24 protein-coding genes and 1 other RNA gene are annotated in these 23,745 nt (G+C 71.5%); 14 read left to right on the forward strand and 11 right to left on the reverse strand.

The window, feature by feature from the left end; translation table 11 throughout:
• Positions 1-33: 33 nt before the first annotated feature.
• Genes ACFE7H_RS04345 through ACFE7H_RS04360 form a run of 4 tightly spaced genes read left to right on the forward strand, consistent with a single transcriptional unit; the run spans position 34 to position 1,551 of the window.
• A complete protein-coding gene (locus ACFE7H_RS04345) occupies positions 34-234 on the forward strand; it encodes a hypothetical protein (protein ID WP_375399993.1) in 201 nt (66 codons plus the stop codon).
• Positions 231-632: a TadE/TadG family type IV pilus assembly protein gene (locus ACFE7H_RS04350; RefSeq protein WP_375399994.1), complete on the forward strand. Its 402-nt coding sequence runs from the start codon at positions 231-233 to the stop codon at positions 630-632. Before ACFE7H_RS04345 ends, ACFE7H_RS04350 begins: the two co-directional genes overlap by 4 nt.
• Positions 629-1,072, forward strand: a complete 444-nt coding sequence (locus tag ACFE7H_RS04355; protein ID WP_375399995.1) for a hypothetical protein — start codon at positions 629-631, stop codon at positions 1,070-1,072. Before ACFE7H_RS04350 ends, ACFE7H_RS04355 begins: the two co-directional genes overlap by 4 nt.
• Complete coding sequence (locus ACFE7H_RS04360; protein ID WP_375399996.1) at positions 1,069-1,551, forward strand: pilus assembly protein TadG-related protein; 483 nt, start codon at positions 1,069-1,071, stop codon at positions 1,549-1,551. Before ACFE7H_RS04355 ends, ACFE7H_RS04360 begins: the two co-directional genes overlap by 4 nt.
• A 270-nt stretch (positions 1,552-1,821) precedes the next feature.
• Here ACFE7H_RS04360 and ACFE7H_RS04365 read toward each other — a convergent pair whose 3' ends face one another.
• The gene (locus ACFE7H_RS04365) at positions 1,822-3,105 is read right to left on the reverse strand and encodes an MFS transporter (RefSeq protein WP_375399997.1); all 1,284 of its coding nucleotides are present in this window, start codon (positions 3,103-3,105) and stop codon (positions 1,822-1,824) included.
• Positions 3,106-3,333: 228 nt separating this feature from the next.
• Here ACFE7H_RS04365 and prfB point away from each other — a divergent pair, with 228 nt between their 5' ends.
• From prfB to ftsX, 4 genes are all read left to right on the forward strand, one after another.
• Complete coding sequence (gene prfB / locus ACFE7H_RS04370; protein ID WP_375399998.1) at positions 3,334-4,455, forward strand: peptide chain release factor 2; 1,122 nt, start codon at positions 3,334-3,336, stop codon at positions 4,453-4,455.
• A 190-nt stretch (positions 4,456-4,645) separates the two neighbouring features.
• A complete protein-coding gene (locus tag ACFE7H_RS04375; protein ID WP_375399999.1) occupies positions 4,646-6,322 on the forward strand; it encodes a hypothetical protein in 1,677 nt (558 codons plus the stop codon).
• Positions 6,323-6,383: 61 nt separating this feature from the next.
• The gene (ftsE, locus tag ACFE7H_RS04380; protein ID WP_375400000.1) at positions 6,384-7,727 is read left to right on the forward strand and encodes a cell division ATP-binding protein FtsE; all 1,344 of its coding nucleotides are present in this window, start codon (positions 6,384-6,386) and stop codon (positions 7,725-7,727) included.
• Positions 7,724-8,641: a permease-like cell division protein FtsX gene (gene ftsX, locus ACFE7H_RS04385; RefSeq protein ID WP_375400001.1), complete on the forward strand. Its 918-nt coding sequence runs from the start codon at positions 7,724-7,726 to the stop codon at positions 8,639-8,641. Before ftsE ends, ftsX begins: the two co-directional genes overlap by 4 nt.
• Positions 8,642-8,662: 21 nt before the next feature.
• Here the strand turns inward: ftsX and glgX are convergent, their stop codons facing one another.
• Positions 8,663-10,723 (reverse strand): glycogen debranching protein GlgX, encoded by a 2,061-nt coding sequence (gene glgX, locus ACFE7H_RS04390; protein WP_375400002.1) that lies wholly within the window; start codon positions 10,721-10,723, stop codon positions 8,663-8,665.
• Between the two features lie 174 nt (positions 10,724-10,897).
• Between glgX and smpB the strand changes: the two genes are divergently transcribed.
• Positions 10,898-11,374, forward strand: coding sequence for an SsrA-binding protein SmpB (gene smpB, locus ACFE7H_RS04395; RefSeq protein ID WP_375400003.1), 477 nt, complete (start codon positions 10,898-10,900; stop codon positions 11,372-11,374).
• A gap of 11 nt (positions 11,375-11,385) precedes the next feature.
• On the opposite strand, the gene ACFE7H_RS04400 is transcribed toward smpB, so the two are convergent.
• Both ACFE7H_RS04400 and ACFE7H_RS04405 read right to left on the reverse strand, forming a co-directional pair.
• Positions 11,386-11,952, reverse strand: a complete 567-nt coding sequence (locus tag ACFE7H_RS04400) for an NADPH-dependent FMN reductase (protein WP_375400004.1) — start codon at positions 11,950-11,952, stop codon at positions 11,386-11,388.
• Positions 11,953-12,048: 96 nt separating this feature from the next.
• Complete coding sequence (locus tag ACFE7H_RS04405) at positions 12,049-12,297, reverse strand: DUF6458 family protein (protein WP_375400005.1); 249 nt, start codon at positions 12,295-12,297, stop codon at positions 12,049-12,051.
• 209 nt (positions 12,298-12,506) lie between these two features.
• Here ACFE7H_RS04405 and ssrA point away from each other — a divergent pair.
• Positions 12,507-12,881, forward strand: a transfer-messenger RNA (tmRNA) gene (gene ssrA / locus ACFE7H_RS04410).
• Here ssrA and ACFE7H_RS04415 read toward each other — a convergent pair.
• Entirely contained in the window at positions 12,882-13,667 is a 786-nt protein-coding gene (locus tag ACFE7H_RS04415) for a hypothetical protein (protein WP_375400006.1), read from the reverse strand.
• Between the two features lie 213 nt (positions 13,668-13,880).
• Here ACFE7H_RS04415 and ACFE7H_RS04420 point away from each other — a divergent pair, with 213 nt between their 5' ends.
• A complete protein-coding gene (locus ACFE7H_RS04420; RefSeq protein WP_375400007.1) occupies positions 13,881-15,827 on the forward strand; it encodes a sensor histidine kinase in 1,947 nt (648 codons plus the stop codon).
• On the forward strand, positions 15,824-16,489 hold the full coding sequence (locus ACFE7H_RS04425) for a response regulator (RefSeq protein WP_375400008.1): 666 nt from the start codon (positions 15,824-15,826) through the stop codon (positions 16,487-16,489). Before ACFE7H_RS04420 ends, ACFE7H_RS04425 begins: the two co-directional genes overlap by 4 nt.
• Positions 16,490-16,520: 31 nt before the next feature.
• On the opposite strand, the gene ACFE7H_RS04430 is transcribed toward ACFE7H_RS04425, so the two are convergent.
• From ACFE7H_RS04430 to aroA, 6 genes are all read right to left on the reverse strand, one after another.
• Entirely contained in the window at positions 16,521-17,696 is a 1,176-nt protein-coding gene (locus tag ACFE7H_RS04430; RefSeq protein ID WP_375400009.1) for an alcohol dehydrogenase catalytic domain-containing protein, read from the reverse strand.
• Between the two features lie 98 nt (positions 17,697-17,794).
• Positions 17,795-18,400, reverse strand: coding sequence for a methylated-DNA--[protein]-cysteine S-methyltransferase (locus ACFE7H_RS04435; RefSeq protein WP_375400010.1), 606 nt, complete (start codon positions 18,398-18,400; stop codon positions 17,795-17,797).
• Positions 18,397-18,927 carry an RNA polymerase sigma factor gene (locus tag ACFE7H_RS04440; RefSeq protein WP_375400011.1) on the reverse strand — a complete coding sequence of 177 codons (531 nt, stop codon included), beginning with the start codon at positions 18,925-18,927 and terminating at the stop codon, positions 18,397-18,399. The genes ACFE7H_RS04435 and ACFE7H_RS04440 overlap by 4 nt, the downstream gene beginning before the upstream one ends.
• 74 nt (positions 18,928-19,001) lie before the next feature.
• The gene (gene hisN, locus ACFE7H_RS04445; protein ID WP_375400012.1) at positions 19,002-19,808 is read right to left on the reverse strand and encodes a histidinol-phosphatase; all 807 of its coding nucleotides are present in this window, start codon (positions 19,806-19,808) and stop codon (positions 19,002-19,004) included.
• An 87-nt stretch (positions 19,809-19,895) separates the two neighbouring features.
• Positions 19,896-20,981: a ribosome small subunit-dependent GTPase A gene (gene rsgA / locus ACFE7H_RS04450; protein WP_375400013.1), complete on the reverse strand. Its 1,086-nt coding sequence runs from the start codon at positions 20,979-20,981 to the stop codon at positions 19,896-19,898.
• Complete coding sequence (gene aroA / locus ACFE7H_RS04455; protein ID WP_375400014.1) at positions 20,978-22,351, reverse strand: 3-phosphoshikimate 1-carboxyvinyltransferase; 1,374 nt, start codon at positions 22,349-22,351, stop codon at positions 20,978-20,980. The genes rsgA and aroA overlap by 4 nt, the downstream gene beginning before the upstream one ends.
• A 182-nt stretch (positions 22,352-22,533) precedes the next feature.
• Here aroA and ACFE7H_RS04460 point away from each other — a divergent pair, with 182 nt between their 5' ends.
• Both ACFE7H_RS04460 and ACFE7H_RS04465 read left to right on the forward strand, forming a co-directional pair.
• Entirely contained in the window at positions 22,534-23,304 is a 771-nt protein-coding gene (locus ACFE7H_RS04460) for a sigma-70 family RNA polymerase sigma factor (protein ID WP_375400015.1), read from the forward strand.
• Positions 23,305-23,544, forward strand: a complete 240-nt coding sequence (locus ACFE7H_RS04465; RefSeq protein WP_375400016.1) for an alpha-ketoglutarate decarboxylase — start codon at positions 23,305-23,307, stop codon at positions 23,542-23,544.
• Positions 23,545-23,745: the final 201 nt, after the last annotated feature.

A 23,745-nucleotide genomic window follows, 5' to 3' on the forward strand; every position in this document is an offset into this window, starting at 1 on the left:
GCAGGCCGCCATGAGCAATCGAAGGGCTCGACGATGAAGACCGTTTCCATACTCACGACCACCGCCGTCGTCCGGCTGCGCAGCCGGCTGGACGACCCCGAACGCGGCGACGTGCCCGGCTGGGTGCTGGTCACCCTGATGACGGCCGGCCTGGTGCTCGCCATTTACGGCATCGCCTCGCCCGCGCTGCAAGGCGTCTTCAACCGGGCGATCCAGAGCGTCTCCGGCGTGTGATATCCCTGCGCCCGTCGATCCGGCCCGGCGAGGCGGGCTCGGCGCCCGCCGAGTTCGTGATGGTCGCCGTGCTGCTCGTCACCCTGGTGCTCGGGGTGCTGCAGCTCGGCGCGGTCCTGCTGGTCCGCAACACCGCGCTCGATGCCGCGGCGGAAGGGGCGCGCTGGGCGGCGCTGGCCGGCAACTCGCCCGACGACGGCGTGCAGCGAGCGCGATCCGAGCTGTCCGTCGCGCTCGGCGCCGACTACGCCCAGCACGTGCAAGCGGCGACGACGACGTGGCAGGGACGGCCCGTGGTGGCGGTGACGGTCACCGCGCCGCTGCCGATCCTCGGCCCCATCGGGCTGCCCGGAGCGCTGCAGCTCACCGGCCATGCCGCCGTGGAGCCGGCTCCGTGACCGTGGGCGGCGAACGCGGGTCGGCGTCGCTGGAGTTCCTGACGGCCGGTGTGCTGCTGCTCGTGCCGCTGGTCTACCTGGTGCTGACGCTGGCAGCGCTGCAGGGCGCCGCGTTCGCCGCCGAAGGGGCGGCACGACAGGCCGCCCGCGTGACCGCGCTCGCGCCCACTCCCTCTCTCGGTCGGCAGCAGGCCGAGGCGGCGGTCGCCACCGCGCTCGCCGACTGGAGAGTCCAACCCGGCGCGGCCCGCACCGACATCCGGTGCACCCCGCGTCCGGACGACTGCGGCACGCCCCGCGGCACGGTCGCCGTGACGGTCCGCATCGCGGTCGCCCTGCCCTTCCTGCCGCCCGCGGTCCGCCGCTCGACGCCCGGGTCGGTCGCCGTGCAGGCGTCAGCGGTGCAGCGCGTCTCCACGTTCGCGGTGTCGACGCGATGACGGTCGGCAGGCGGCGCGAGGCGGTGCCGGCATTCGGCTGGAGATCGCTGCGGGTCGACTCCGAGCAGGGCTCGACGCTGCCGCTGATCCTGGTCTTCTTCCTCGTCGCCGCCGGGCTGATCGTGGTCGTCGGCGCAGCGACGGCGCTGCACCTGGAGCGGCTGCGGCTGCTGACCGTCGCCGACGGTGCCGCCCTCGCCGGAGCGGAGTCGTTCGGCCTCGACGACGTGCAGGTCGACGACGCCCGAGTGACGCCCGCGCTGCGGGCCGATGCCGTGCAGCGGGCCGTCGATGCCTACCTCGCCGACGCGCCGACAGCGCAGTTCGCCGGGTTCCGGGTCGACGCGGCGACCACCACGGACGGCCACTCGGCGACCGTGCAGCTGTCGGCGACGTGGCGCCCGCCGATCGCCGGCGACCTGGTCCCGCTCTCGCTGCCGATCACGGTCCGCTCCGACGCCCGAGCCGAATTCCGCTGACCGGCGCCGGCTGACCGAGGCCCGCTGACCTTCTGACCGCCGCCCCCTCCTCCGCGCGCCCCTCCCCACGACTCCGTCTCGACAGCAGGACCAGGTCCCGACAGCAGGCTGCTGGTCGACCACGAACCTGCCGTCGGGACGTGGTCCTGCTGTTGTGCTTCGGGTTCGGAGGGGTGGCGGGCGGAGTGAGGGCTGGGGTGACGGCCGGGGTGACGGCCGGGGTGGGGTCCGAGGTGATGGAGGGGTGGGGCCGGGGTCGGCTCGGCTGAGTCAGGTCGTTGCCGGCCTGGTCGCGGTGGGGATGTAGCGCGGCACCCAGCGGGCGAGCAGGACCGCGCCGCCCAGGCCCACGACGCCCATCGCGGCGGCGGCGACCGGCAGGGAGAACACGGCCGTCAGGCCGGCGACGGCCAGCGGCGCGGCCGCATTGCCCGCGTCGCCGGTGAACCGGTACGCGCCGAGGAACGGGGCGGGGTCATGGCGGGGCGCGAGGTCGGCGCCGAACGTCATCAGGATGCCGCTGCCCAGGCCGTTCGCCACCGACAGGAACATGGCGATGCCGATGAACCAGCCGACCGCCGAGGGCAGCGAGTTGGTCATCGCCAGCGCGAGGTGGCCGACGCCCAGCCCGAGCATCGACGGCAGGGCGCTCCACAGGCGCCCGAAGCGGTCCATGATCTGGCCGCTGGAGAAGAACAGGGCGAAGTCCACCGCGCCGGCGACGCCGATGATCAGAGCGGTCTGCCCCTCCGGCACGTGCAGGCTGACCGCGACGAGCGGCAGGATGATCTGGCGGCTCGATCGCAGGCCGCCGATCAGCGCCGCGCCCAGTCCCATGCGTGCCAGCACGCCACGGAACTGCCAGATGGCCGCCGCGAGCCCGACCCGCGTGGGCTCGGCGACGGCGCTCGACACCTCGTCCGCCACCGGATCGGCAGCCGCTGCCGGTGCTGCGGTCGCCCGCCGGGCCGCGAGCGCCGGACCGGGATCGGGCAGGGCCAGCAGCACCGCGATCGCGATGAGCGAGGCGACGACCTGCACCCAGAACACCGCCCTGGTGCTGCCGGTCAGGCCGATCACTCCGGCGGCGATGAACGGGCCGACGAAGTAGCCGCCGCGGAACATCCCGCCGAGCAGGGACAGCGCACGAGCGCGATGGCTGAGCGGGACGAAGCTGGTCATGAACGCCTGCCGGGCCAGGGCGAACGACGAGGTGGCCAGGCCGATCACGAGCACGCCGGCGGCCAGCACGCCGGGCACCGGCGCCAGCAGGCAGGTGGCGAGCCCGATCAGCGCCGCCGTCGCCGACGCGATCATCGCCGGTCGCTCGCCGATGCGGGCCACGATCCAGCCGCTCGGCACATCGCCCAGCAGCTGGCCGACCGTCAGCAGGGCGGCGATGAACCCGGCGAGTCCCAGGGACGCGCCGAGACGGGTGGCGTCGATCGGGATGATCGGGATGATCGCTCCCTCGCCCGTCGCGAACAGCAGCGACGGCAGGTAGACCGGCAGTGCGACCGAGCCCAGCCGGAACGGCGGCGTCGAGACGGTCACCGCGGCAACGGTACCGGGCGTGCTCCGCGCCCTCGCCCCGCTCCGCCTGCCGAAGAATTCAGGCGATCTCGGGGAATGAAGGCGAGCTGGGCCGGATTCGGCGTCGCGACCTCGATTTCTCCTGAATTCCTCGGCGCCGGGTGGGAGGAGCGGAGCTGGGCGGAGGAGGGGCGAGGCGGCAGCCCGGGCGGCGGGCGGCCGAAGTGGCGCCGGTACGATGCTCGGGCCATGGTTCAGCTCGATTTCGCCGCGCGGCTCGCGTCCCTCCGCTCCACGTTGCGCGACGTCGTGGCCGTGATCGACGTGCCCGGGCTGCGCACGCGCATCGACGAGCTGCAGCGCCAAGCGGAGGCGCCCGATCTGTGGGACGACCCGGATGCGGCGCAGCAGGTGACCCACGCACTCAGCCACGCGCAGAGCGACTTGGCGCGGGTGACCGGCCTGGAGCAACGGCTGGACGACCTGGAGGTGCTGGTCGAGCTGGTGAACGCCGAGACGGATGAGGCGCAGGCCGCCGACACCGCCAAGGAGGCTGAGGCCGAGCTCGCCGGCGTGCAGGCCACGCTCGGCGACCTGGAGGTCCAGACCTTGCTGAACGGCGAGTACGACCCGCGGCCCGCGGTCGTCACGATCCGCGCCGGCGCGGGCGGGGTCGACGCCGCCGACTTCGCCGAGATGCTGATGCGCATGTACCTGCGGTGGGCCGAGCAGCACAAATTCAAGGCCACCGTCATGGACACCTCGTACGCGGAGGAGGCGGGCATCAAGTCCGCGACTTTCGAGATCGACGCGCCCTACGCCTTCGGCACCCTCTCGATCGAGGCGGGAACGCACCGGCTGGTGCGGATGAGCCCGTTCAACTCCGCGGGCAAGCGGCAGACGAGCTTCGCGGCGGTCGAGGTGATCCCGCTGCTGGAGGAGTCCGGCGCCATCGAGATCCCGGAGGGCGACATCCGCGTGGACGTCTTCCGCTCCTCCGGCCCCGGCGGGCAGAGCGTCAACACCACCGACTCCGCGGTGCGCATCACGCACCTGCCGACCGGGATCGTCGTGTCGATGCAGAACGAGAAGAGCCAGATCCAGAATCGCGCCGCAGCGCTGCGCGTGCTCGCATCCCGGCTGCTGATCCAGCGGCGGGAGGAGGAGGCGGCCAAGAAGAAGGAACTGGCCGGCGTGATCACCGCCAGTTGGGGCGACCAGATCCGCTCCTACGTGCTGGCGCCATACCAGATGGTCAAGGACCTGCGCAGCGAGTACGAGGTGAACAACCCTTCCAGCGTCTTCGACGGCGATCTGGACGGCTTCATCGCCGCGGGCATCCGGTGGCGCAAGGGCGCGGTGGAGCTGTAGGCGGAGCCAATTTCTTGGCTCCGCGCGACCCCAGCGCGGTGGAGCTAGGAGCGGAGCCCATTTCTGGGCTCCGCCGCGACCCCAGCGCCGACGGCCGTCCCGGCCGTCGGTCGTCGGAACATGGGTAGCGCACCGCGCGGCACGTCGACACCCCGCGCGCCGCCCCACTGCCTAGCCTGTGCCACCGGGGATGGACGCTGCCCCGGGCGTTGGAGGGGTCGTGGTCGTTCGCTACCGCGTGATCGAGGACGACGGTCTGATCGACGAGGTGCTGCCGGAGCCGCCGAGCCCGGTGCGGCCCGCGAGTTCGGCCGTCGGAGGCGCCTCCGTCGTGCTGGATGCCGCCGTGCTGGGGTTCCTGGCGCTGATCGCCTCGCTGGTGCTGAACACGCGCGCCTCCATCTGGTTCGACGAAGGGGCGACCGCATCGGCGGCCGCCCGGTCGCTGCCGGAGCTGGTCGCGATGGCGCAGACCGTCGACGCGGTGCACGCCACCTACTACGCGGTGGTGCACCCGTGGATCGCCCTGACGGGCGTGTCGGCCTGGACCCTGCGGGCGCCGAGCGCACTGTTCATCGCTCTGGCCACGGCTGGCATGGTGGTGCTCGGCCGTGCGCTCGCCACCCAGGCGGCGCTGAGCTCGGCGCGCCGGTTCGGCCTGATCAGCGGCATCGTCTTCCTGAGCCTGCCGGTCACCAGCTGGGCGGGAACGGAGGCTCGCTCGACGGCGCTCGCCGTCGCCCTGACGGTCTGGCTGACGGTCGTGCTGCTGCGCGCGCAGCGGAGTGTCGGCAGACCGGCCGTGGCGTGGTGGGCGCTCTACGCGGTGCTCGTCTGCGTGACCACCGCGGTGTTCGTCTACGCGGTGCTGGTCGTGCTGGCGCACGGCCTGACCCTGCTGCTCGGCGGCCGCGGCCGGGCGGTCTGCGAGAGCTGGCTGGCCGCGACCGTGATCGGCGGGCTGGCGGTCGCGCCGCTGGCGCTGCTCGCGAGCGGTCAGCAGGGCCAGGTCTCGTGGATCCCGCATCTGTCGGGGGCGACCGTGCAGTCGGTCGTCGTGCAGCAGTGGTTCCGCTTCTCGTGGGGGTACGCCCTGCTCGCCTGGGTCATCGTGATCCTGGTCGTCGTCGCCAGTGCCCGGCGTGCCCTCGCGATCCGCCGCGTGGGTTGGGCTGCGGCGGCGATCGGTACCTGGGAGCGGCCCTTTCCGCCCCTGGCGCTCGGGCTCTGCTGGCTCGCGCTGCCGACCACAGGCCTGCTGCTGCTCTCTGCCGTCGAATCGCCCACCTACCTGCCGCGCTATGTCGCGACCTCGGCTCCGGCGGTGGCCCTGCTGATCGCGCTCGGCCTGACGACGGTCCGGCCCCGCGCTCTCGCGGCCGCCGGACTCGTCGCACTGCTGGCGCTCGGCGGCCTGGACTGGTGGCAGGAGCGAGGCACCACGGTCAAGGAGAGCTCCCCGTACAGCCAGGTCGCCGCGGTGCTGCGCGCCTCCGGCCATCGGGGCGACGCGATCGACTACGTGCGCGACCCCGGAGGCATCTGGAGCAGCCGCACCATGACCGTCGCGTACCCCGACGCGGTGCGCGGCATGACGGACCTGACCCTGCAGCGATCTGCGGTCGCGCGGGACAGCCTGTGGGAGTCCAGCGTGCCGCTCAGCGACCGGCTGGACCTGCTGGCGGACACCTCGCGGGTCTGGTACCTGGCGGATGTGGGCGGTACGACAGGCCGCAGGCGCGGCGCCGCCGTTCCCGTGCCCACCACCGCCGACTGGCGGTCGCTCACCGCCACGGGCTTCACCGAGCAGGACGCCTGGCAGATCGGCCAGGCCCACCTCTACCTGCTGACTCGCCCTCGGCCGTGAGCAGCCGCCCGGCCTGTCGGGCGCAGAAACGGCGACGGCGCTGCCTAGGCTGCCTCGCGTCATGATCCGCTTCGACTCCGTCACCAAGACGTACCGCGGCGGTTCCCGTCCCGCCCTGGACGGGATCTCGCTGGAGATCGGCAGCGGCGAGTTCGTGTTCCTGGTCGGCGCCTCGGGCAGCGGCAAGTCCAGCCTGCTGCGGCTGATCCTGCGCGAGGACCGGCCCACCACCGGCGAGATCCACGTGCTCGGCCAGCGGCTGACGACCATCTCTGCCCGCAAGGTGCCGTACTTCCGCCGCACGCTGGGCGTGGTGTTCCAGGACTTCCGCCTGCTGCCGAACAAGACCGTGTACGCCAATGTCGCCTTCACCCTGCAGGTGATCGGCAAGTCGCGCGGCTTCATCCAGGAGGCGGTCCCGGACGTGCTGCGGATGGTCGGCCTTCAGGACAAGGCACGGTCGCTGCCCAACGAGCTCTCCGGCGGCGAGCAGCAGCGCGTCGCGATCGCCCGTGCGGTGGTGAACAAGCCCGCGGTGCTGCTGGCGGACGAGCCGACCGGCAACCTGGACCCGACCACGAGCGACGAGATCATGCAGGTGCTCGCCACGATCAACGCGAGCGGAACCACGGTCGTGATGGCGACGCACGACGTGACCATCGTGGACCGCATGCAGCGCCGCGTCGTCGAGCTGATCGACGGCCGGATCGTGCGCGACGAGCTGGAGGCCACCTACGTCACGAGCGCCGTGCCCGTGCAGGCGGCGCGCACCCAGAAGCCTGCCCGCTCGCAGCCGGCGGCCGCCCCGACGGGTTCGTCCGCCACTGCCAGGCTGGCCCACGCTGAGCCATCCCGGACCGAGCCGTCACCGACCGAGGCGATGGCCGATGCGGGCCCGCAGCCGTGGCTCAGCCGCTGGCTGCTCACCGACGACGAGCCCGACCCGATGGAGCCGACCGCCGCGCCTGCCTCGACGGGGTCCGCCGCTCCTGCGCGCACGCCGCAGTCCGCGTCCGTGCCGTCAGGAGCAGTGCAGTCCGCGCCAGTGCCGTCTGCAGCCGTCCAGACCGAGACCGCGCCGAACCCGGCGCCGGTGCGCCGATGGGCGACGGCTCGCACACCCACGGCACCCGTCCGAATCGCACCCGCTCCTCCCGCATCCGCCGAGCCGCCGACGCCCCATGACGACTCGCTCCTCGACCATGACCTCGAACTCGACCTGGACGTCGACGCGCGCCTGCGCTCGACCGCCAAGCACCGGGAGCCGCTGCCGCAGCACCTGGACTTTCTGGCCGGGTTGGGCCTGCGCGGAGACGCGGAGCCCACGGAGACCGGCGCCGAAAAAACGGGCAGCACCGGTACCGGCAGCAGCACCGGTACCGGCACCGTGGGGCCGTCCTCGTGAGGCTGGGACTGGTGCTCGCCGAGGCGGGTCAGGGGCTGCGGCGCAATTTCTCCATGGTCGTCTCGATCGTGCTGGTCACGTTCGTCTCCCTGACCTTCGTCGGCACGGCCGTGCTGCTGCAGATGCAGATCGGCCAGATGAAGAGCTACTGGTACGACAAGGCGCAGGTCGCGGTCTACCTCTGCAACGGCGAGGTGCCGAGCACCCACTGCGGCAAGACCAGCGCCACGAAGTCGCAGATCGCCGCCGTGGGCGCCGCCCTGAAGTCGCCGACTCTGGCGCCGTTCATCAAACGGTCGTACTTCGAGACGCAGCAGCAGGCGTACAAGAACTTCCAGACGCAGTTCAAGGGCAACCCGGTCGCCGACATCGTCACCCCCGACCTGCTGAACCAGGCGTACTGGATCAACCTGAAGGACCCGTCGCAGTCGCTGCTGATCAGCGAGACCGTCGGCGACCTGCCCGGCGTCGACGCGGTCACCGACCAGCGGCGCCTGCTCGACCAGATCTTCGGTGTGCTGAACACCGCCAGTCTGACCGCGGCGGTGATCGCGACGCTGATGCTCGTCGCGGCGGCGCTGCTGATCTCGACGACGATCCGGCTGTCCGCGTTCTCTCGGCGCAAGGAGCTGGGGATCATGCGCCTGGTCGGGGCGTCGAACCGGTTCATCCAGACCCCGTTCGTGCTGGAGGGGGTGCTCGCCTCGCTGATCGGATCGGTGCTGGCTGGCCTTGCGACCATCGGGATCGTGCAGTTCTTCGTGCAGGGCTACCTGGCGAAGTCGGAGTCGGCGTCGATCGCGTTCGTGACCGTGCCCGATGCGCTCGTCGTCGTCCCGATCCTGATCGTGCTCGGCATCGTGCTGGCTGCGGTGTCGGCGAACATCGCGATCAGCCGGTACCTGCGGGTCTGAGCCTGCGAGACCACCCGGCGGTCAGCCGGCGCGGGACTGCAGCAGCGTGAACGACGTGTTCTGCACGATCAGCGTCGAGACCGCACCCGCGACGACCTGCTCGTCGTCGCTTGAGAGGGCCAGCTGCCACTCCGCGTGCGGGGCGGGCGGCACCGTGAACTCCACGCCGTTCGACGCCGAGTTCAGCAGCAGCGCGAACGCGTCGCCGCCTTCGAAGCCGAACACGAAGGTGATCGTGCGAGCGCTCGGATCGTTCCATTCGTCGTCGCTGAACTCCGCGGCGTCGGAGCGCAGGATCTGCACCGTGTTCACCGAGTGGCCGTTCGGCGCCTGACGGAACCATGGCGGCCGCAGTGCGGGATACGCCCGCCGCAGCGCGATCAACTGCTTCGTGAACGCGAGCAGGTCGTGGTCGGCGGCGGCCCAGTCGTACCAGGAGATCTCGTTGTCCTGGGCGTAGGCGTTGTTGTTGCCGCCCTGGGTGCGCGCGATCTCGTCGCCGCCCAGCAGCATCGGCACACCCGCCGACAGCAGCAGCGTGGCCAGCAGGTTGCGGCGTTGCCGGCCGCGACGCTCGTTCACCGCCGCGTCCTCGGTCGGGCCCTCGGCACCGGAGTTGGCCGATCGGTTGTCGCTCTCGCCGTCGGCGTTGTCCTCGCCGTTCGCGGCGTTGTGCTTCTCCGCGTAGGCGGTCAGGTCGGCCAGGGTGAAGCCGTCGTGCGCGGTGATGAAGTTCACGCTGGACAGCGGCGCCCGCCGGCCCGCCTCGTACACGTCGGGGCTGCCCAGGATGCGCTGCGACGTGGTGCTGAGCAGGCTGTCGCCGCCGCGCCAGAAGTCCCGCACGTCGTCGCGGAACTTGCCGTTCCACTCCGACCAGTCCGCTGGGAAGCCGCCCACCTGGTAGCCGGCGGTGTCCCACGGCTCCGCGATCATCTTGATCGGCGCCAGCACCGGGTCCTGCGCGATCAGGTCCAGGAACGCGCTGTGCAGGGCCGCGTCGCCGCCCTGCCGGGTCAGCGTCGTCGCCAGGTCGAACCGGAACCCGTCCACGTGCATCTCGGTCACCCAGTAGCGCAGCGAATCCATGATCAGGCCGAGCGCCAGCGGATGCGAGACGTTCAGGCTGTTGCCGGTGCCGGTGGTGTCGAAGTAGGCGTCCTCCTCGCCCTCCACCAGCCGGTAATAGGAGGCGTTGTCGATGCCTTTGAAGCTCAGTGTCGGACCCAGGTGGTTGCCCTCGGCGGTGTGGTTGTAGACCACGTCCAGGATCACCTCCAGGCCGGCGGCGTGCAGCGCCTTCACCATCGCCTTGAACTCGTCGACCTGCCCGCCGCCGTCGCCGGCCGCGCTGTACTCGCCGTGCGGCGCGAAGAAGCCGATGCTGTTGTAGCCCCAGTAGTTGCGCAGCCCCGCCTCCAGCAGGTGGCTGTCCTGTACGAACTGGTGCACCGGCATCAGCTCGATCGAGGTGACTCCCAGCTCGGTGAGGTGACGGATCGCCTCGGGGTGCGCCAGGCCCGCATAGGTTCCGCGGATGTCCGGCGGCACCGCGTCCAGCCGCTTCGTGAACCCCTTCACGTGCGTCTCGTAGACGATCGTCTCGGCCAGGGGGACCCGGGGCGGCCGGTCGGCGCCGCCGTCGTCCCAGTCGAAGGTGGACCCGGTGACGATGCAGCGGGGCATCGACGCGGCGGAGTCGGTGCGGTCCATGCGCGTGGGCTCGTTCATGTCGTGCCCGAACAGGGTCTGATCCCACCGGTAGTCGCCCGAGATCGCGCGGGCGTGCGGCTCCAGCAGCAGCTTGTGCACGTTGTGGCGCAGGCCCGCGGCGGGGTTCCACTCGCCGTCCACCCGCAGTCCGTACCGGGTGCCCGGCCCGATGCCCGGCACCAGGTCGTGGAAGACGTGGCCGGAGCGGTTCTCGAGCCGGATCCGCGTCTCCCGGTCGTGGTCGTCGAAGACGCAGAAGTACACCGCGTCCGCGGTCTCGGAGTAGACGGCGACGTTCACGCCGCTGTTCTCGTCACCGCCGCCCACGATCGAGACGCCGAGCGGATAGGGGACCGAGGTGGGCTGCACGAGTGCCTTTCGGGGCGAGCGGGTGTGGATACCGATGACGCGATCATCGCTCAGTCGATCCCGATCGTCCTGAGACGGGGGCCGCCGGTACGATGGAGGGCTGTCCGACCTGCTCCTGACTCGCTCATGAGGCGATCTTCACGGGACGCAGCAGAGAAAGAGAAGGAGCGCATCGTGCCAAGGGAGCAGGGCCGCCGTGTGGTGGCCAGCAACCGCAAGGCGCGACACGACTACACGGTCGAGGACACCATCGAGGCCGGCATCGTGCTCACCGGCACCGAGGTGAAGTCGCTGCGGCAGGGCCGCGCCTCCCTGGTCGACGGCTACGCCTACATCGACGGCAACGAGGCGTACCTGGACGCGGTGCACATCCCCGAATACAACCAGGGCACCTGGACCAACCACCCACCCCGGCGTACCCGCAAGCTGCTGCTGCACAAGGCGCAGATCCTGAAACTGGCCTCCCGGGTCAGGGAGGGCGGGTACACCCTGGTGCCGCTGTCGCTCTACTTCAGCGACGGGAAGGCGAAGGTGGAGTTGGCGGTGGCGAAGGGCAAGCGCGAGTACGACAAGCGCCAGGCCCTGCGGGAGCGGCAGGACCGCCGCGAAGCCGACCGAGCGATGTCCAGCCGCCGCAACCTCGGCGACTGACCGGCCGCGCTTCAGCCGCGGGCGCGGACGTCCTTCAGGCCGTCGGCGAGCGACGCCAGTTCGGTCAACTCCTTGTCGAGCAGGGTCGACTCACGCTCCTCGGGCTGGAAGACGCCGTCCTGGATCCGCCGCATGCCGAAGGACAGCTCGACGTTCGCGCCGACCCGCACCATTCCGAGGCCCACGATGCTGGGCAGCAGCGCGACCACGCCGCGGGTGCCGGAGGAGATGCCGCCGTAGCTCACGAAGCCGAGCGGCTTCATCCACCATTCCGAGTTCAGGAAGTCGATCGCGTTTTTCAGCACGGGGGAGTAGCTGTAGTTGTACTCGGGCGTCACGAAGACGAAGGCGTCAGCGCGCTCGACCCGCTCGCTCCAGGCGATCGTGTGCGGCTTCGTGTAGCGGTGCAGCCGGGGGTGCTGCGGCTCGTCCATGAACGGCAGCGCGAGTTCGGCCAGGTCCACGAAGTCGATCTGCCAGTCGCCCTTCTGCGTAGCGACGGTCCGCACCCATTCCGCGATCGGCAGTCCCGCTCGGCCGGGGCGGACGCTGCCGACGACGATCATCAATGTGTTCACCCGTGCTGCAACGCGCGGGCGACGCTCCTCTTCCCGGACTGCCGATCCGGTCGGACGGATCTGCCGGAGAAATCGGCTCCGCGGAGCCGGCTCGGATCAGAGATCGTCGGAGCGCACGTCCCGGCGCACGCGGTCGCCGGTGGCCGGGTCGATGCTGCTGCGGCTGGTGGAGACGGAGCTGCGACGGCGGCTGATAAGCACGATCCCGAGGATGATGCCGATCGCGCCGGCGGCCATCAGGATGTATCCGACGGTATGCAGATCGACGAAGCTGACCTGTACGTTCACGGCGTACGCGAGGATCGCGCCGATCGCGAGCAGGACGATGCCGGCACCGAGGCTCATGATGTTTCCTTCGTTCTAGTGCAGCCCGTCCAGTCGGGCGGCGTCGGCCGAACATACTGCACAGTCCGGCGATCTGTCCCATGTGGCGCGGGGCCGTCATCTGGGGGTGGCAGTACTTATCGGGCTGCTCTACACTGACGTGCCCCTCGGACACGCTCTGTGATCGACGGGCACACAACTCCACAGTGCGACAGTGGCCCGCCGGCCATGGGGATGATCGGTTTCGACATTGCCTGTTCAACGGCGGAAAGCGGGCCGAGGATGCAGGGTCAACTCGTTAATGCTCCCTGCAAACAACAGGTGCCAGTAAGACTCGCACCGCGTTCGCTCTCGCTGCGTAAGCAGCCGGAGTGACGCCGTCGGACCGGGTGGGCCTCCGCCCCGGTATCCGGCGTCAGCTAGGGGGCTCGCTGCGGACGTCCTGCCTTGGGTCGCCGCGGGACTTCAACCAGGGCTGGGCCTGTCGTCCGTAACCTGCCTGTGGCAAGGGACGGGGCCGAGTAGAACGAAAGACACAGGCTGCGCCCGGAGAAGACGTCGTTCTCCAGCAGTGGACGGGGGTTCGATTCCCCCCATCTCCACTCCTACGCGCGGGTCCCTGTCGCACTGGATGGAGTCGTACTGCGCTCTGTCGTACTGCCCTCTGTCGTACTGCGCTGAGCCGTACTGCGCTCTGTAGCCTCGGCGTTCTTCTTCGCCTCTCGTGCCGCGTCGCGCTTGGCCGGTCGCCGTGCCGGCGTGGAGCGCAGCAGCGCGATCGCCATCCACGTGAACGAGATCGTCAGCACCAGGTGGGAGGCGGCCGCGCCGAAGTGGGTCGGCAGCGCGAAGTCGAGCACGGGGAAGAGCAGGAACAGCACAATGGCCGGGATCGGCACCAGTCGGGAGCGCCACAGGGCGATGCCGAGCAGGACGACACCGACGATGTTCGACACGAGGAACAACGTGAGGAACGTCGCTCCGATGGCGTTGCCGGTCAGTTGATCGAACTGGTGCGCCGCTGCCGACGGCGAGAGCCCGCCGGTCGCCGCGGCGAGTTCCGCCGCCTGGCCCAGGCGGATACCGCTGAACGTCAGGGCCAGCGTGCCGCCGGCGATCGCGGCCGCGAAGGCGAGCTTCGGGGAGCGGGTCGAGGCGCGCCGGGCCAGCCCGAGCAGGGCGGGCAGCAGCAGGAACGTGCCGAGGGTGCCGATCAGCACCGACACGACGAACCGCGTCGGCGACGTGGCGATCGAGGCGATGTCCTGTTCGGTGGTGCCGTTCGCGAGGGGCGAGATCAGGGCTTCGACCACCTCCAGGAGCGGAGCCGCGATGAGCACGGTGCAGAAGAGCGCCGTTCGAGGCGGAGTGGTGACGGGCAGGTCGGGCATGGTGAGCGTCCTCTCGGGCTGTCGATGCCTCGACGGTAGGAAGAAGCAGCCCCGCGCCGGATCGGGCGGCCGGCCGATCCGGGGCGCACCGGGGCGTGATTCCGTGGACCTCGTCGTCGCCCGATCGGCGGCGGGAACTTCGCCCGATCGGCGGCGGGAACTTCGCCCGACCGGCCGATGCGCTCGATCCGCCGTGGCTTCTATGGTGGGCGCGTGACGGCGCTCGGCCACGGGATCCTGCGCCACCGAGGGCGGGTGCCGTGGCTCGACGTGGCGCTCGCGGTGGCGCTCACCGCGGCGGACGTCGCAACGACCGTCGCCGCTCGTGCCGCTCCGCATCCGATTGCGATCGCCGCCGGGGTGGCGATCAGCGCGTCGGTCGCCCTGCGCACCTGCGCTCCGCTCCTGATGGCGGGCATCGCGTCGGCGGGGGCGCTGCTGCTGCCGAGTGTGGACGGCGTGCTGTGGTTGCTCGCCGCGGTGCTGATCATCGCGTTCTCCATTCCGCTGCACGCACGGCCTCGGGCCGCAGCGGGTGCGGTCGCCGTGCTGCTGGCCGCGACGATCGTGCTGCAGGCCCGTACGTCCGACCTGGTCGAGACGATCGTGACTCCGCTGTTGATCGTCGGCGGACCTGCGGCGATCGGGCTGCTGGTGCGCCGAGCGCGCGAGCAGACGGTCCGCCTGCGCCAGGTGACCGAGGCGATCGTCGAGGAGCGCGGGCATCAGGCGCAGCTGGCGGCCGAAGCGGAGCGTGCGCGCATCTCCCGCGATCTGCACGACATCCTCGGCCACACGCTGACGACGATCGCGGTGCAGTCGGGAGCGGCGGAGCAACTCGTTCCCGCTGCCTCCGCTGCTCGGCCGCCGATCGACGCGATCTCCTCAGGCGCCCGAGCCGGCATGAGCGACGTGCGGTCATTGCTCGCGCTCGCTCGCCGCGCGCAGCCGATCGCGCCGCCCTCGCAGGGCTCCGAGCCCCTGGCGGCCCGGCGACCGACCTTCACCGTGGCATCGCTCCGGCCCCCGTGGTGGGACATCGTGATCGCCGGCCTGCTCGTGCTTGCAGCCTGGATCGAGAGTCCGGGAGTCCGGCCCGGTTGGGAGGCGCCGGTCGCACTGATCGCGATCGTCGTGGCCGGGTCGATCGTGCTGCGGACCACGGCGCCGCTGCTCATGGCGGGGGTCGTTGCGGTCGGTGCGCCCGTGGTGTCGGCACTGAGCCGAGCCAGCCTGCCGCTCTGGGGTTTCGCCGCGCTGCTCGTCGTCTTCTTCTCGCTGGCGGTGCGCCTGCGCGGCCGGCGAGCCGTGCTCGGCATCGGGCTCGTCCTCGCCGGCACCTATTGCATCCCGGACGACCAATCGTCGATCCTCGGCAAGATCGTCGCGCCGCTCCTGATCGCGGGTGCTCCCGTCGTCGCCGGCGTGCTGCTCGGCCGATCCCGGGAGCGCGCGGCCGAGCTTCGTCTGCTTCGCGCCCGCCTCGACTTCGAACGCGATCGGCACACTGCGCTCGCTGCCGAGGCCGAGCGGGTGAGGATCGCGGGCGACGTGCACGATGTGCTGGCGCACACCCTGACGACGATCGCCGTGCAGGCCGCGGCGGCGCAGCAGTTGGTGGCGGTCGACGATCCGGCGCGCCAGCCGGTCGACCACATCGTCGCCGAAGCCCGCACCGCGCTCGCCGAGTTGCGGTCGCTGCTGGACGTGCGAGGCCTTGCCGGCAGCGCTCAGACCGCACCCGGACCGTTGGTCGCCCAGGTCGCCGACCTCGTGGCCGTCGGTGACGCGAGCCTCGTCGAACACGGCATGCCCGCGCCACTGCAGGACGGCGTCTCGTTGACCGCCTTCCGAGTGGTGCAGGAGGCGCTCACGAACGCCCGCAAGCACGCGCCCGGACGGAAGGCGATCGTGACGCTCGACTGGCGCGCCGACGTGCTCGGCCTCACCGTCGAGACCGATGGTCCCCGTCTGCGCAGCGGGGCTGATCTCAGCGTCGCGCCGGGCCGAAGCGTCGGGGCGGGCCGCGGCCTGATCGGTATGGCGGAGCGCGTCGCCGCCTATGCGGGCGAGCTGCAGGCGGGTCCGAGTGGGCATGCCGGCGGATGGATCGTGCGCGCGACCCTGCCGTACAGCACAAGCGAGAGCGAGCGGGTGTGACGACCGTCCTCGTCGCCGACGACCAGTTGCTGGTGCGCAGCGGATTCCGGATCATCCTCGAGCAGCACGCCGACCTGCACGTGGTGGGGGAGGCGGCGAACGGCGCCGATGCCGTGCGCCTGGCCCGGGAACTCGATCCCGACGTCGTGCTGATGGACATCCGCATGCCCGAGCTGAACGGTCTGGACGCCACGCGCCTGCTGGTGCAGACGCAGCCGCGAAGCCGCGTCCTGGTCCTGACCACCTACGACCTCGACGAGTACGTCGTCGGCGCACTGCGGGCGGGAGCGAGCGGGTACCTGCTGAAGGACGTGCGACCGGAGGTGCTCGTCGAGAGCGTCCGCGCCGTCGCGGCCGGCGAGACCCCGATCGCGCAACCCGTGCTGCAGCGCATCGTCACCGAGTTCGTCCGCACCGCGACACCGCCGGTCGGCGCCTCGGTGGTCGAGAAGCTGACCGAACGGGAACGAACCGTGCTGACCCTGCTGGCGCGCGGCCTGACGAACCCCGAGATCGCGGCCGAACTGGTCGTCACCCCGGCGACGGTCAAGACGCACGTGGCGAATCTGCTATCGAAACTCGAACTGCGTGATCGCGTGCAGGCCGTGATCTTCGCCTACGAGTCGGGCTTCATCGCCCGTGGCGACGCCTCCTCCCGCTGACCTGCGGCGGTCCCGCCTCGTCGCTGCGCGGCTAGGGGTGCAGCACCACCTTGATGCAGCCGTCCTTCTTGTCGCGGAACAGTTCGTACATCTCCGGCGCCTGGTCCAATCCCACCTCGTGGGTGACGAGGTCCATCGTGCCGAGCGGATCGGCCGGGTCCTCCACGAGCGGCAGCAGCTCGTCGCGCCACGCCTGCACATTGCACTGCCCCATGCGGATCGCGACCTGCTTGTCGAACAGGGTCATCAGCGGCATCGGGTCGGCCGTGCCCACGTAGACGCCGGACAGCGAGATCGTTCCGCCGCGGCGTACCGCGTCGATCGCCAGATCGAGCGCGGTCAGGCGGTCGACGCCGCCGGTGGTCATCACCTTCTGCGCGACCGGCTTCGGCAGCAGCCCGACCGCCCTCTGCGCGACACCGAGGCCGGCCTGGCCGTGCGCCTCCATGCCCACCGCTTCGACCACCGAATCCGGGCCACGGCCCGCCGTCCGCTGCAACAGCTGGTCGAGCACGTCGTCGGTCGCGTCGAGGGTCTCGATACCCCACCGTTCGGCCAGGGCGCGGCGCTCCGGCACCGGCTCGACCGCGATCACCCGATGGCCGAGGTACTTGCCGATGCGGGCGGCGAACTGCCCGACCGGACCGAGCCCCAGCACCGCCAACGTGCCGCCCTGCGGCACGTTCGCGTACTGCACGCCCTGCCACGCCGTCGGCAGGATGTCGCTCAGGAACAGGTATCGCAGGTCGGGCAGGTCGGTTGCGATCTTCGTCGCGTTGAAGTCGGCGAGCGGCACCCGCAGGCGCTCCGCCTGGCCGCCGGGGATGGAGCCGTACAGCTCCGTGTAGCCATAGAGCGCGGCGCCGGTGCCGTGCTCCGTCTGCTGGGTCGTCTCGCACTGGGTCGGCAGCCCGCGGGAGCAGAAGAAGCAGTGCCCGCATGCGATGACGAACGGGATCACGACCCGGTCGCCGACGGCCAGCGTCTGGATCGCGGAGCCGACCTCCTCCACGATCCCCATCGTCTCGTGGCCGAGCACGTCACCCTTGGACAGGAACGGGCCGAACAGGTCGAAGAGGTGGATGTCCGAGCCGCAGATCGCGGCCGAGGTCACCCGGATGATCACATCGGTCGGTTGCAGGATCGTCGGGTCGGGGACCTGCTCGACCGAGACGTGCTCCGCTCGCTGCCATGTCAGTGCTCGCATGCGGTGCATCCCACTCTGCCGCCCTGGACGCGACCCGCGCGGCGCCTGACCGTCGTCCGGGTCCGGTCGGGTCGGGTCGGGTGGGTCGGGTCGGACGGTCAGGCGGGCGGCGCCTCCAGGGCGAGCAGTCGCACCTTCGCCTCGGTACCGCCGCGGTAGGCGCCGATCGTGCCGTCGGAGCGCACGACCCTGTGGCAGGGGATGAGCAGGGGCAGCGGATTCGTCGCACATGCCGTGCCGGTGGCTCGCACCGCTCCCGGGTTGCCGGCGGCGGCGGCGAGGGCGCCGTAACTGATCCGGCGCCCGTACGCCACCTGCTGCAGGTGCTGCAGCACCTGCAGGCGGAACCCCCGGGCCAGCCGCAGGTCGATGGGGCCGTCGAACGGTGCGGCGGCGCCGGCGAAGTATGCGTCGAGCCAGCGGGCCACCGGATCCAGCCGCCGCGGGGCGCGCAGCACGCGCGGGCCGATGCGGTCGGCCAGCTGCTGCTGCACAGCTTCAGCGTCCTCCAGCTCGAAGGCCAGTCGCACGACGCCCTGCTCCGTGGCCGCGACGAACAGCGCGCCGAGCGGCGAGTCCACGACGCGGAAGTGCACGTCGGGGGCGGCCTCACCGACTGCCGCGTCCTCCAGGCGCGCGTGCAGGCGCTCCAGTCGCGCGCTGTCGTCGGGGACGTGCTCGACCGGGAATGCGTCGATCGTCATGGTGCCTCCTCGGTCGGTTCAGGTGAGGTCGATTCTCGTGATGGGTGCTGTGGCGGGTTCGGACGCGGATCCAGAACCGCGCGCAGCCGGGCCACGCCGTCGGAGGCGGCGCGCCGGGCGGCGGCGGCGGTCGTCCCGGTCAGCTGGGCGATCTCGTCATAGGGCAGCCCGCCCAGGTGGTGGTGCACGACCGCGGCGCGCTGCCTGGGCGGCAGGGTCGCGAGTGCGGCCCAGAGGTCCAGGTCGCGCGCCCCCGGGACGCCGTAGCGGCTCGGCCGTTCCGGCACCGTCTCGACGGGCAGCGGATCGCGAGCGCGATGCCGCAGCACATCGATCGCCTTGCGGTGCGCGATGGTCACGAGCCAGCCGCGCACGTTCGCGTTCTGATCGCTCCGTCCCCAGGCGGCGAGCGCGGCCGCGAAGGTGTCCGCCCACGCGTCCTCGGCGTCGTGCTCGTTCAGCAGTCCGCGGCAGACGCGCCAGACGGCACTTCCGTGCCCGGCGACGACGCGTTCGGACGGCTCCATATCAAGTCAACGGCCGGGGACGTCGGAATGTGAGGTGCGCTGAATAACTGAGGGGCTGGTCCGGATGGTCGGGTTCAGGCCCGCGCCCCGCGCATCGCCGCCAGCACGGTGTCGTGCAGGCGGCCGTTGGTGGCGAGCGCGGTACCCTGCCACGGGCCGGGCACCCCGTCCAGCCCGGTGAAGCGGCCGCCCGCCTCGGTCACGATGGGCACGAGTGCGGCCAGGTCGTAGACCTTCAGGTCGTGCTCCCCGGCGATGTCGATCTGGCCCTCGGCGACGAGCACGTAGGACCAGAAGTCGCCGAGCGCCCGGGTGCGCCAGGCGCGGCGGGCGAGGGCGACCAGCTCGTCCAGCTGGCCGGCCTCCAGCCAGCCCTGCAGGGAGTTGTAGCTGAGCAGCGCGTCCTCGATCGTGCGGACGGCGGAGACGCGCAGGCGCTGCGCGGTGCCGGTGCCGCGCGCCGTGACCTCCGCGGCCCACGCCCCGCGGCCGGTCGCCGCCCACCAGCGCCGATGCAGCGCGGGTGCCGCCGCGACGCCGACCACGGGTTCGCCGTCCTCGACCAGCGCGATGAGGGTCGCCCAGATCGGCAGTCCCCGCAGGAAGTTGGTGGTGCCGTCGATCGGGTCGATGATCCACTGCCGGCCGCCGGTCGGCTCGCCGCCGTACTCCTCGCCGAGCACGGAGTCGTTCGGCCGGGCGTCTCGCAGCGCCGCCCGCAGCGCCTGCTCGACCGCCCGGTCGGCGTCCGTCACCGGCGTGCGGTCGGGTTTGGTGTCGATCTGCAGGTCCGTCGCGCGGAACCGCTGCAGCGCCAGCACGTGCGCCATGTCGGCCAGATCGAGGGCCAGATGCAGGTCGTCGTCCAGGTCCACGGGCACGCCGCAAGCCTAGGGAGCGCGGCCTGCTCGCCGCCCTACCGGGGAACGGGGTCGGAGGGGAGGGGAAGCGGGGTGGGGAGGCAGCGCTCAGGCCGGGTCGTCCGCGCCCAGCACTCGTCCGCCTTGCGCGTCGAGCAGGCGCTGCAGGGACTCCAGACGCCGCTTGCCCGCCTCGCCCAACTCACCGCCGGCGACGCGGTCGACGATCTCCCAGTCGTGCGCCTCCGCCAGCGGAATGCCGTCGGGTGGGTCCGCCACGGGCCTGGCGGTCGCGGCGAAGGAGCGCAGGATGCTCGCCGGATCCACGTGACCCAGGCCGAAGGAGCGGATGCCGGGGGTGTCGATCACGATTCCCGCCGCCGGCAGCCCGACCGCCACCTCGTCGGCGGTCGCGATGATCCGCAGGGCGATGCTGGACGACGAGGTGTGCCGCCCGCGTCCGGTGACCGCGTTGACCACGCCGGTCGCCCGCAGCGCGGAGGGGACCAGCGCGTTCACCAGCGTGGACTTGCCCACGCCGGAGTGACCGACCGCGACCGTGGTCCGGCCCAGCAGTCGAGCGCGCACCGGGGCCAGATCCGCGCCGCGAGCGGTCACCAGCACGGTCAGGTCGAGGGGCGCGAACTCGGCGAGCAGCTCCGTCGGGTCCGCCAGGTCGACCTTGGTGACGAGCAGTACGGGCGCGAGCCCCGCGTCGAACGCGGCCACCAGGTAGCGGTCGATCAGCGCCGGGCGCGGCTCGGGGTCGGCGGCGGCGACGACGATCAGCAGCTGCTCCGCGTTCGCCACGATGACGCGCTCCACCTCGTCGGTGTCGTCGGCGCTGCGCCTGAGCACCGTGGTGCGGGGATCGATGCGGATGATGCGGGCAAGCGACCCCGGCTCGCCGGTCAGGTCGCCGACCAGGTCCACGCGGTCGCCGGTCACGACTCCGGTGCGACCGAGCTCGCGGGCCCGCGTCGCCTGCAGCTCCCGCTCCGCCGGACCGCCCTCGTCGATCAGCACCTGCATCCGCCCGCGGTCCACGGTGAGCACGCGACCCTGAGTGGCGCTCTCGTACGCGGGCCGCTGCTTGGTGCGGGCCCGGGAGCCGCGCGGATTGGGGCGGGAGCGGATCTGCGCCTCGTCGTACTCGCTGTACGGCTCGTCCTCATCCTCGCCCAGCCAGCTCATGCGATCAGGTCCCGCCAGAGCGCCGGGAACGCCGGCAGGGTCTTCGCGGTCGTGCTGATGTCGTCCACGACCAGTCCGTCCACCGCCAGGCCGATCAGCGCTCCGGTGGTCGCCATCCGGTGATCACCGAAGGCCCGCCACGGACGCTCCGGGGTGTGCAGCAGAGCGGGATGCACGACCAGCCCGTCCGCCAACTCCTGCACCTCGCAGCCGACGGCGGTCAGCTCGGCGGCGAGCGCGGCGAGCCGGTCGGTCTCATGCCCGCGCAGGTGACCGATCCCGGTGAACCGGCTGACCCCGTCGCCGAAGGCCGCCAGCCCGATCAGGGTCGGCGCCAGTTCACCGCCGGTCGACAGGTCCAGGTCGACCGCCTGCAGGCTGCCGCCGCCGAGCACGCCATCGCCGCCGTCGACCGTCAGGCCGTCGTGGTGCAGGTGCACCGCCGCGCCGAACGCCGGCAGCCACTCCCGCAGGCGGTCGCCCACCTGCGTCGTCGCTCGCGGCCAGCCCGGCACGGTGACGGCGCCGCCCGCGATCAGCGCCGCGGCCAGGAACGGGGCGGCGTTGGAGAGGTCGGGTTCGATCGCGACGGTCCGTCCCCGGATTCGGCCGGGCCGAACCGTCCAGCGGGCCGCCGGCTCGGTCAGATCGTCGGTGTCCACGCGCACACCGCGCGCGGCCAGGCACGCGAGCGTCATGGCGATGTGCGGCAGCGAGGGCAGCCGCGTCCCGCGGTGCTCCAGATCAAGGCCCTGCTCGAACCGCGCAGCCGCCAGGAGCAGGCCGGAAACGAACTGGCTGGACTCGGACGCGTCGATCACGACCCGGCCGCCGGCGACCGACCCGCCGCCGTCGACGGTGAAGGGGAGCGTGCCGGCACCGTCGTCCTCGACTCGGGCGCCGAGCGCCCGCAGTGAGGTGATGGTCGTCGCCATCGGCCGGGCGCGGGCGCGGGCGTCGCCGTCGAAGCGCACCGGACCGTCGGCGAGCGCGGCGATCGGCGGCAGGAAGCGCATCACCGTGCCGGCCAGACCGCAGTCGACCTCTCCGCCGCCGGCGAGCGCAGCCGGGGTGACGATCAGGTCGTCGCCCGCCTCCTCACTCGACCCGCCACCCGCCTCGATGCTCGTGCCCAGCGACTGCAGTGCGGCGATCATCAGGTCCGTGTCGCGCGAGCGCAGCGGTGCGCGCAGGGTACTGACGTCGTCCGCGAGCGCAGACAGCACCAGCTCGCGGTTGGTCAGGCTCTTCGAGCCCGGCAGCGCGACCGTGGCCGCCAGCCGTCCCGTCGCGCGCGGCGCCGCCCACCCGCTCCCGGCCCGCCCGCCGTCGGCCGGAACAGACGCCGTGGAATAGGCCTCGTCCCGCACCAGTTCACCCTAGAGCGGTCGCGAGCCGCACCCATGGATACGGATCGGAGGCCCGAATGCGCACAGCGCTGCTGCAGCGTCCGACGCGCGTCGGTCTGCCCGACCTCCGTGGCCCGCGAAGCGTCGCCGCCCAGCGCCAGCGTCCGGGTTGCGCGCATCCCGCCGACCTAGACTTGGCGGTGATGGCAGCCCAGATCGAGTCCGCCCCGGCCGGCGCCGAACCGCCCGAGTCGCACCGGGCCGGCGGCGCCGCGAACACTCCAGACGCCGCGAACACCACAGACGCGGCGGGTGTCACGGCTGAGCCCGTCCGCGCGCTGCCGGAGTCCCCGGACGAGTTGCGCGATCTGTTCGAGGCCCAGGCGCTCCCGTTCATCGACCAGCTGTACGCGGCCGGCCTGCGCATGACGCGCAATCCCTCCGACGCGCAGGACCTGGTGCAGGAGACGTTCGTCAAGGCGTTCAGCGCGTTCCACCAGTACCAGCAGGGCACCAACCTGAAGGCGTGGATGTACCGCATCCTGACGAACACCTTCATCAACAACTACCGCAAGAAGCAGCGAGACCCGTACCAGAACTCGGTCGATGAACTCGAGGACTGGCAGCTGGGCGAGGCGACCTCGACCACCTCCGCATCGCGCACCTCCCGGTCTGCAGAGGCGGAGGCGATCGATCACCTGCCCGACTCGGCGGTGAAGGATGCGCTGCAGTCCATCCCCGACGACTTCCGCATGGCCGTCTATCTGGCCGACGTGGAGGGGTTCGCGTATCAGGAGATCGCGGACATCATGAAGACCCCGGTCGGGACGGTGATGAGCCGTCTGCACCGCGGGCGCCGACTGCTGCGCGAGCGGCTGACCGATTATGCGACCGAGCGGGGGATCACGATGGGATCCGTGTCCCGCCGGGCGACGACCATACGCAAGGACCACCACACGCAAGGGAGCGAGTGAATGACTGACTGCGGCTGTGCCAAGGCGAAGCACGACCTTGAGGAGTACCTGCACCACGAGTTGGCGCGGGACGAGTACGGCGACATCACCGAGCACATGGCCGGTTGCGTCGATTGCGCGGAGGAGGCGAAGGTCGGCCTGGTTCTGACCGACGCCGTGCGACGCGCGTGCCGTGACACGGCCCCGGACCAGTTGCGTGAGCAGGTCCTGATGCAGTTGCGGCTGGTCACCACCCGCTGATCGCTGCTTCGCGCTGATTCGAGCGCACCGAGTCACGCACGCCAGTCGGGTGCCCGCTTCGCGGGCGGGGGATGACCCCCGAGTGGTGACGGGTGCGGGCAGGATGGGCATCGTCCGTCCTGCCGAGGAGGCTCGAACCATGTCCGCGCCCCTCCTCGCTCCGTCCCCTGCCCGAGCCGCTGACCGCTCGCTTCTCGCTCG

The organism is uncultured Amnibacterium sp., from assembly GCF_964250715.1.
In the GTDB taxonomy this organism is placed as follows: domain Bacteria; phylum Actinomycetota; class Actinomycetes; order Actinomycetales; family Microbacteriaceae; genus Amnibacterium.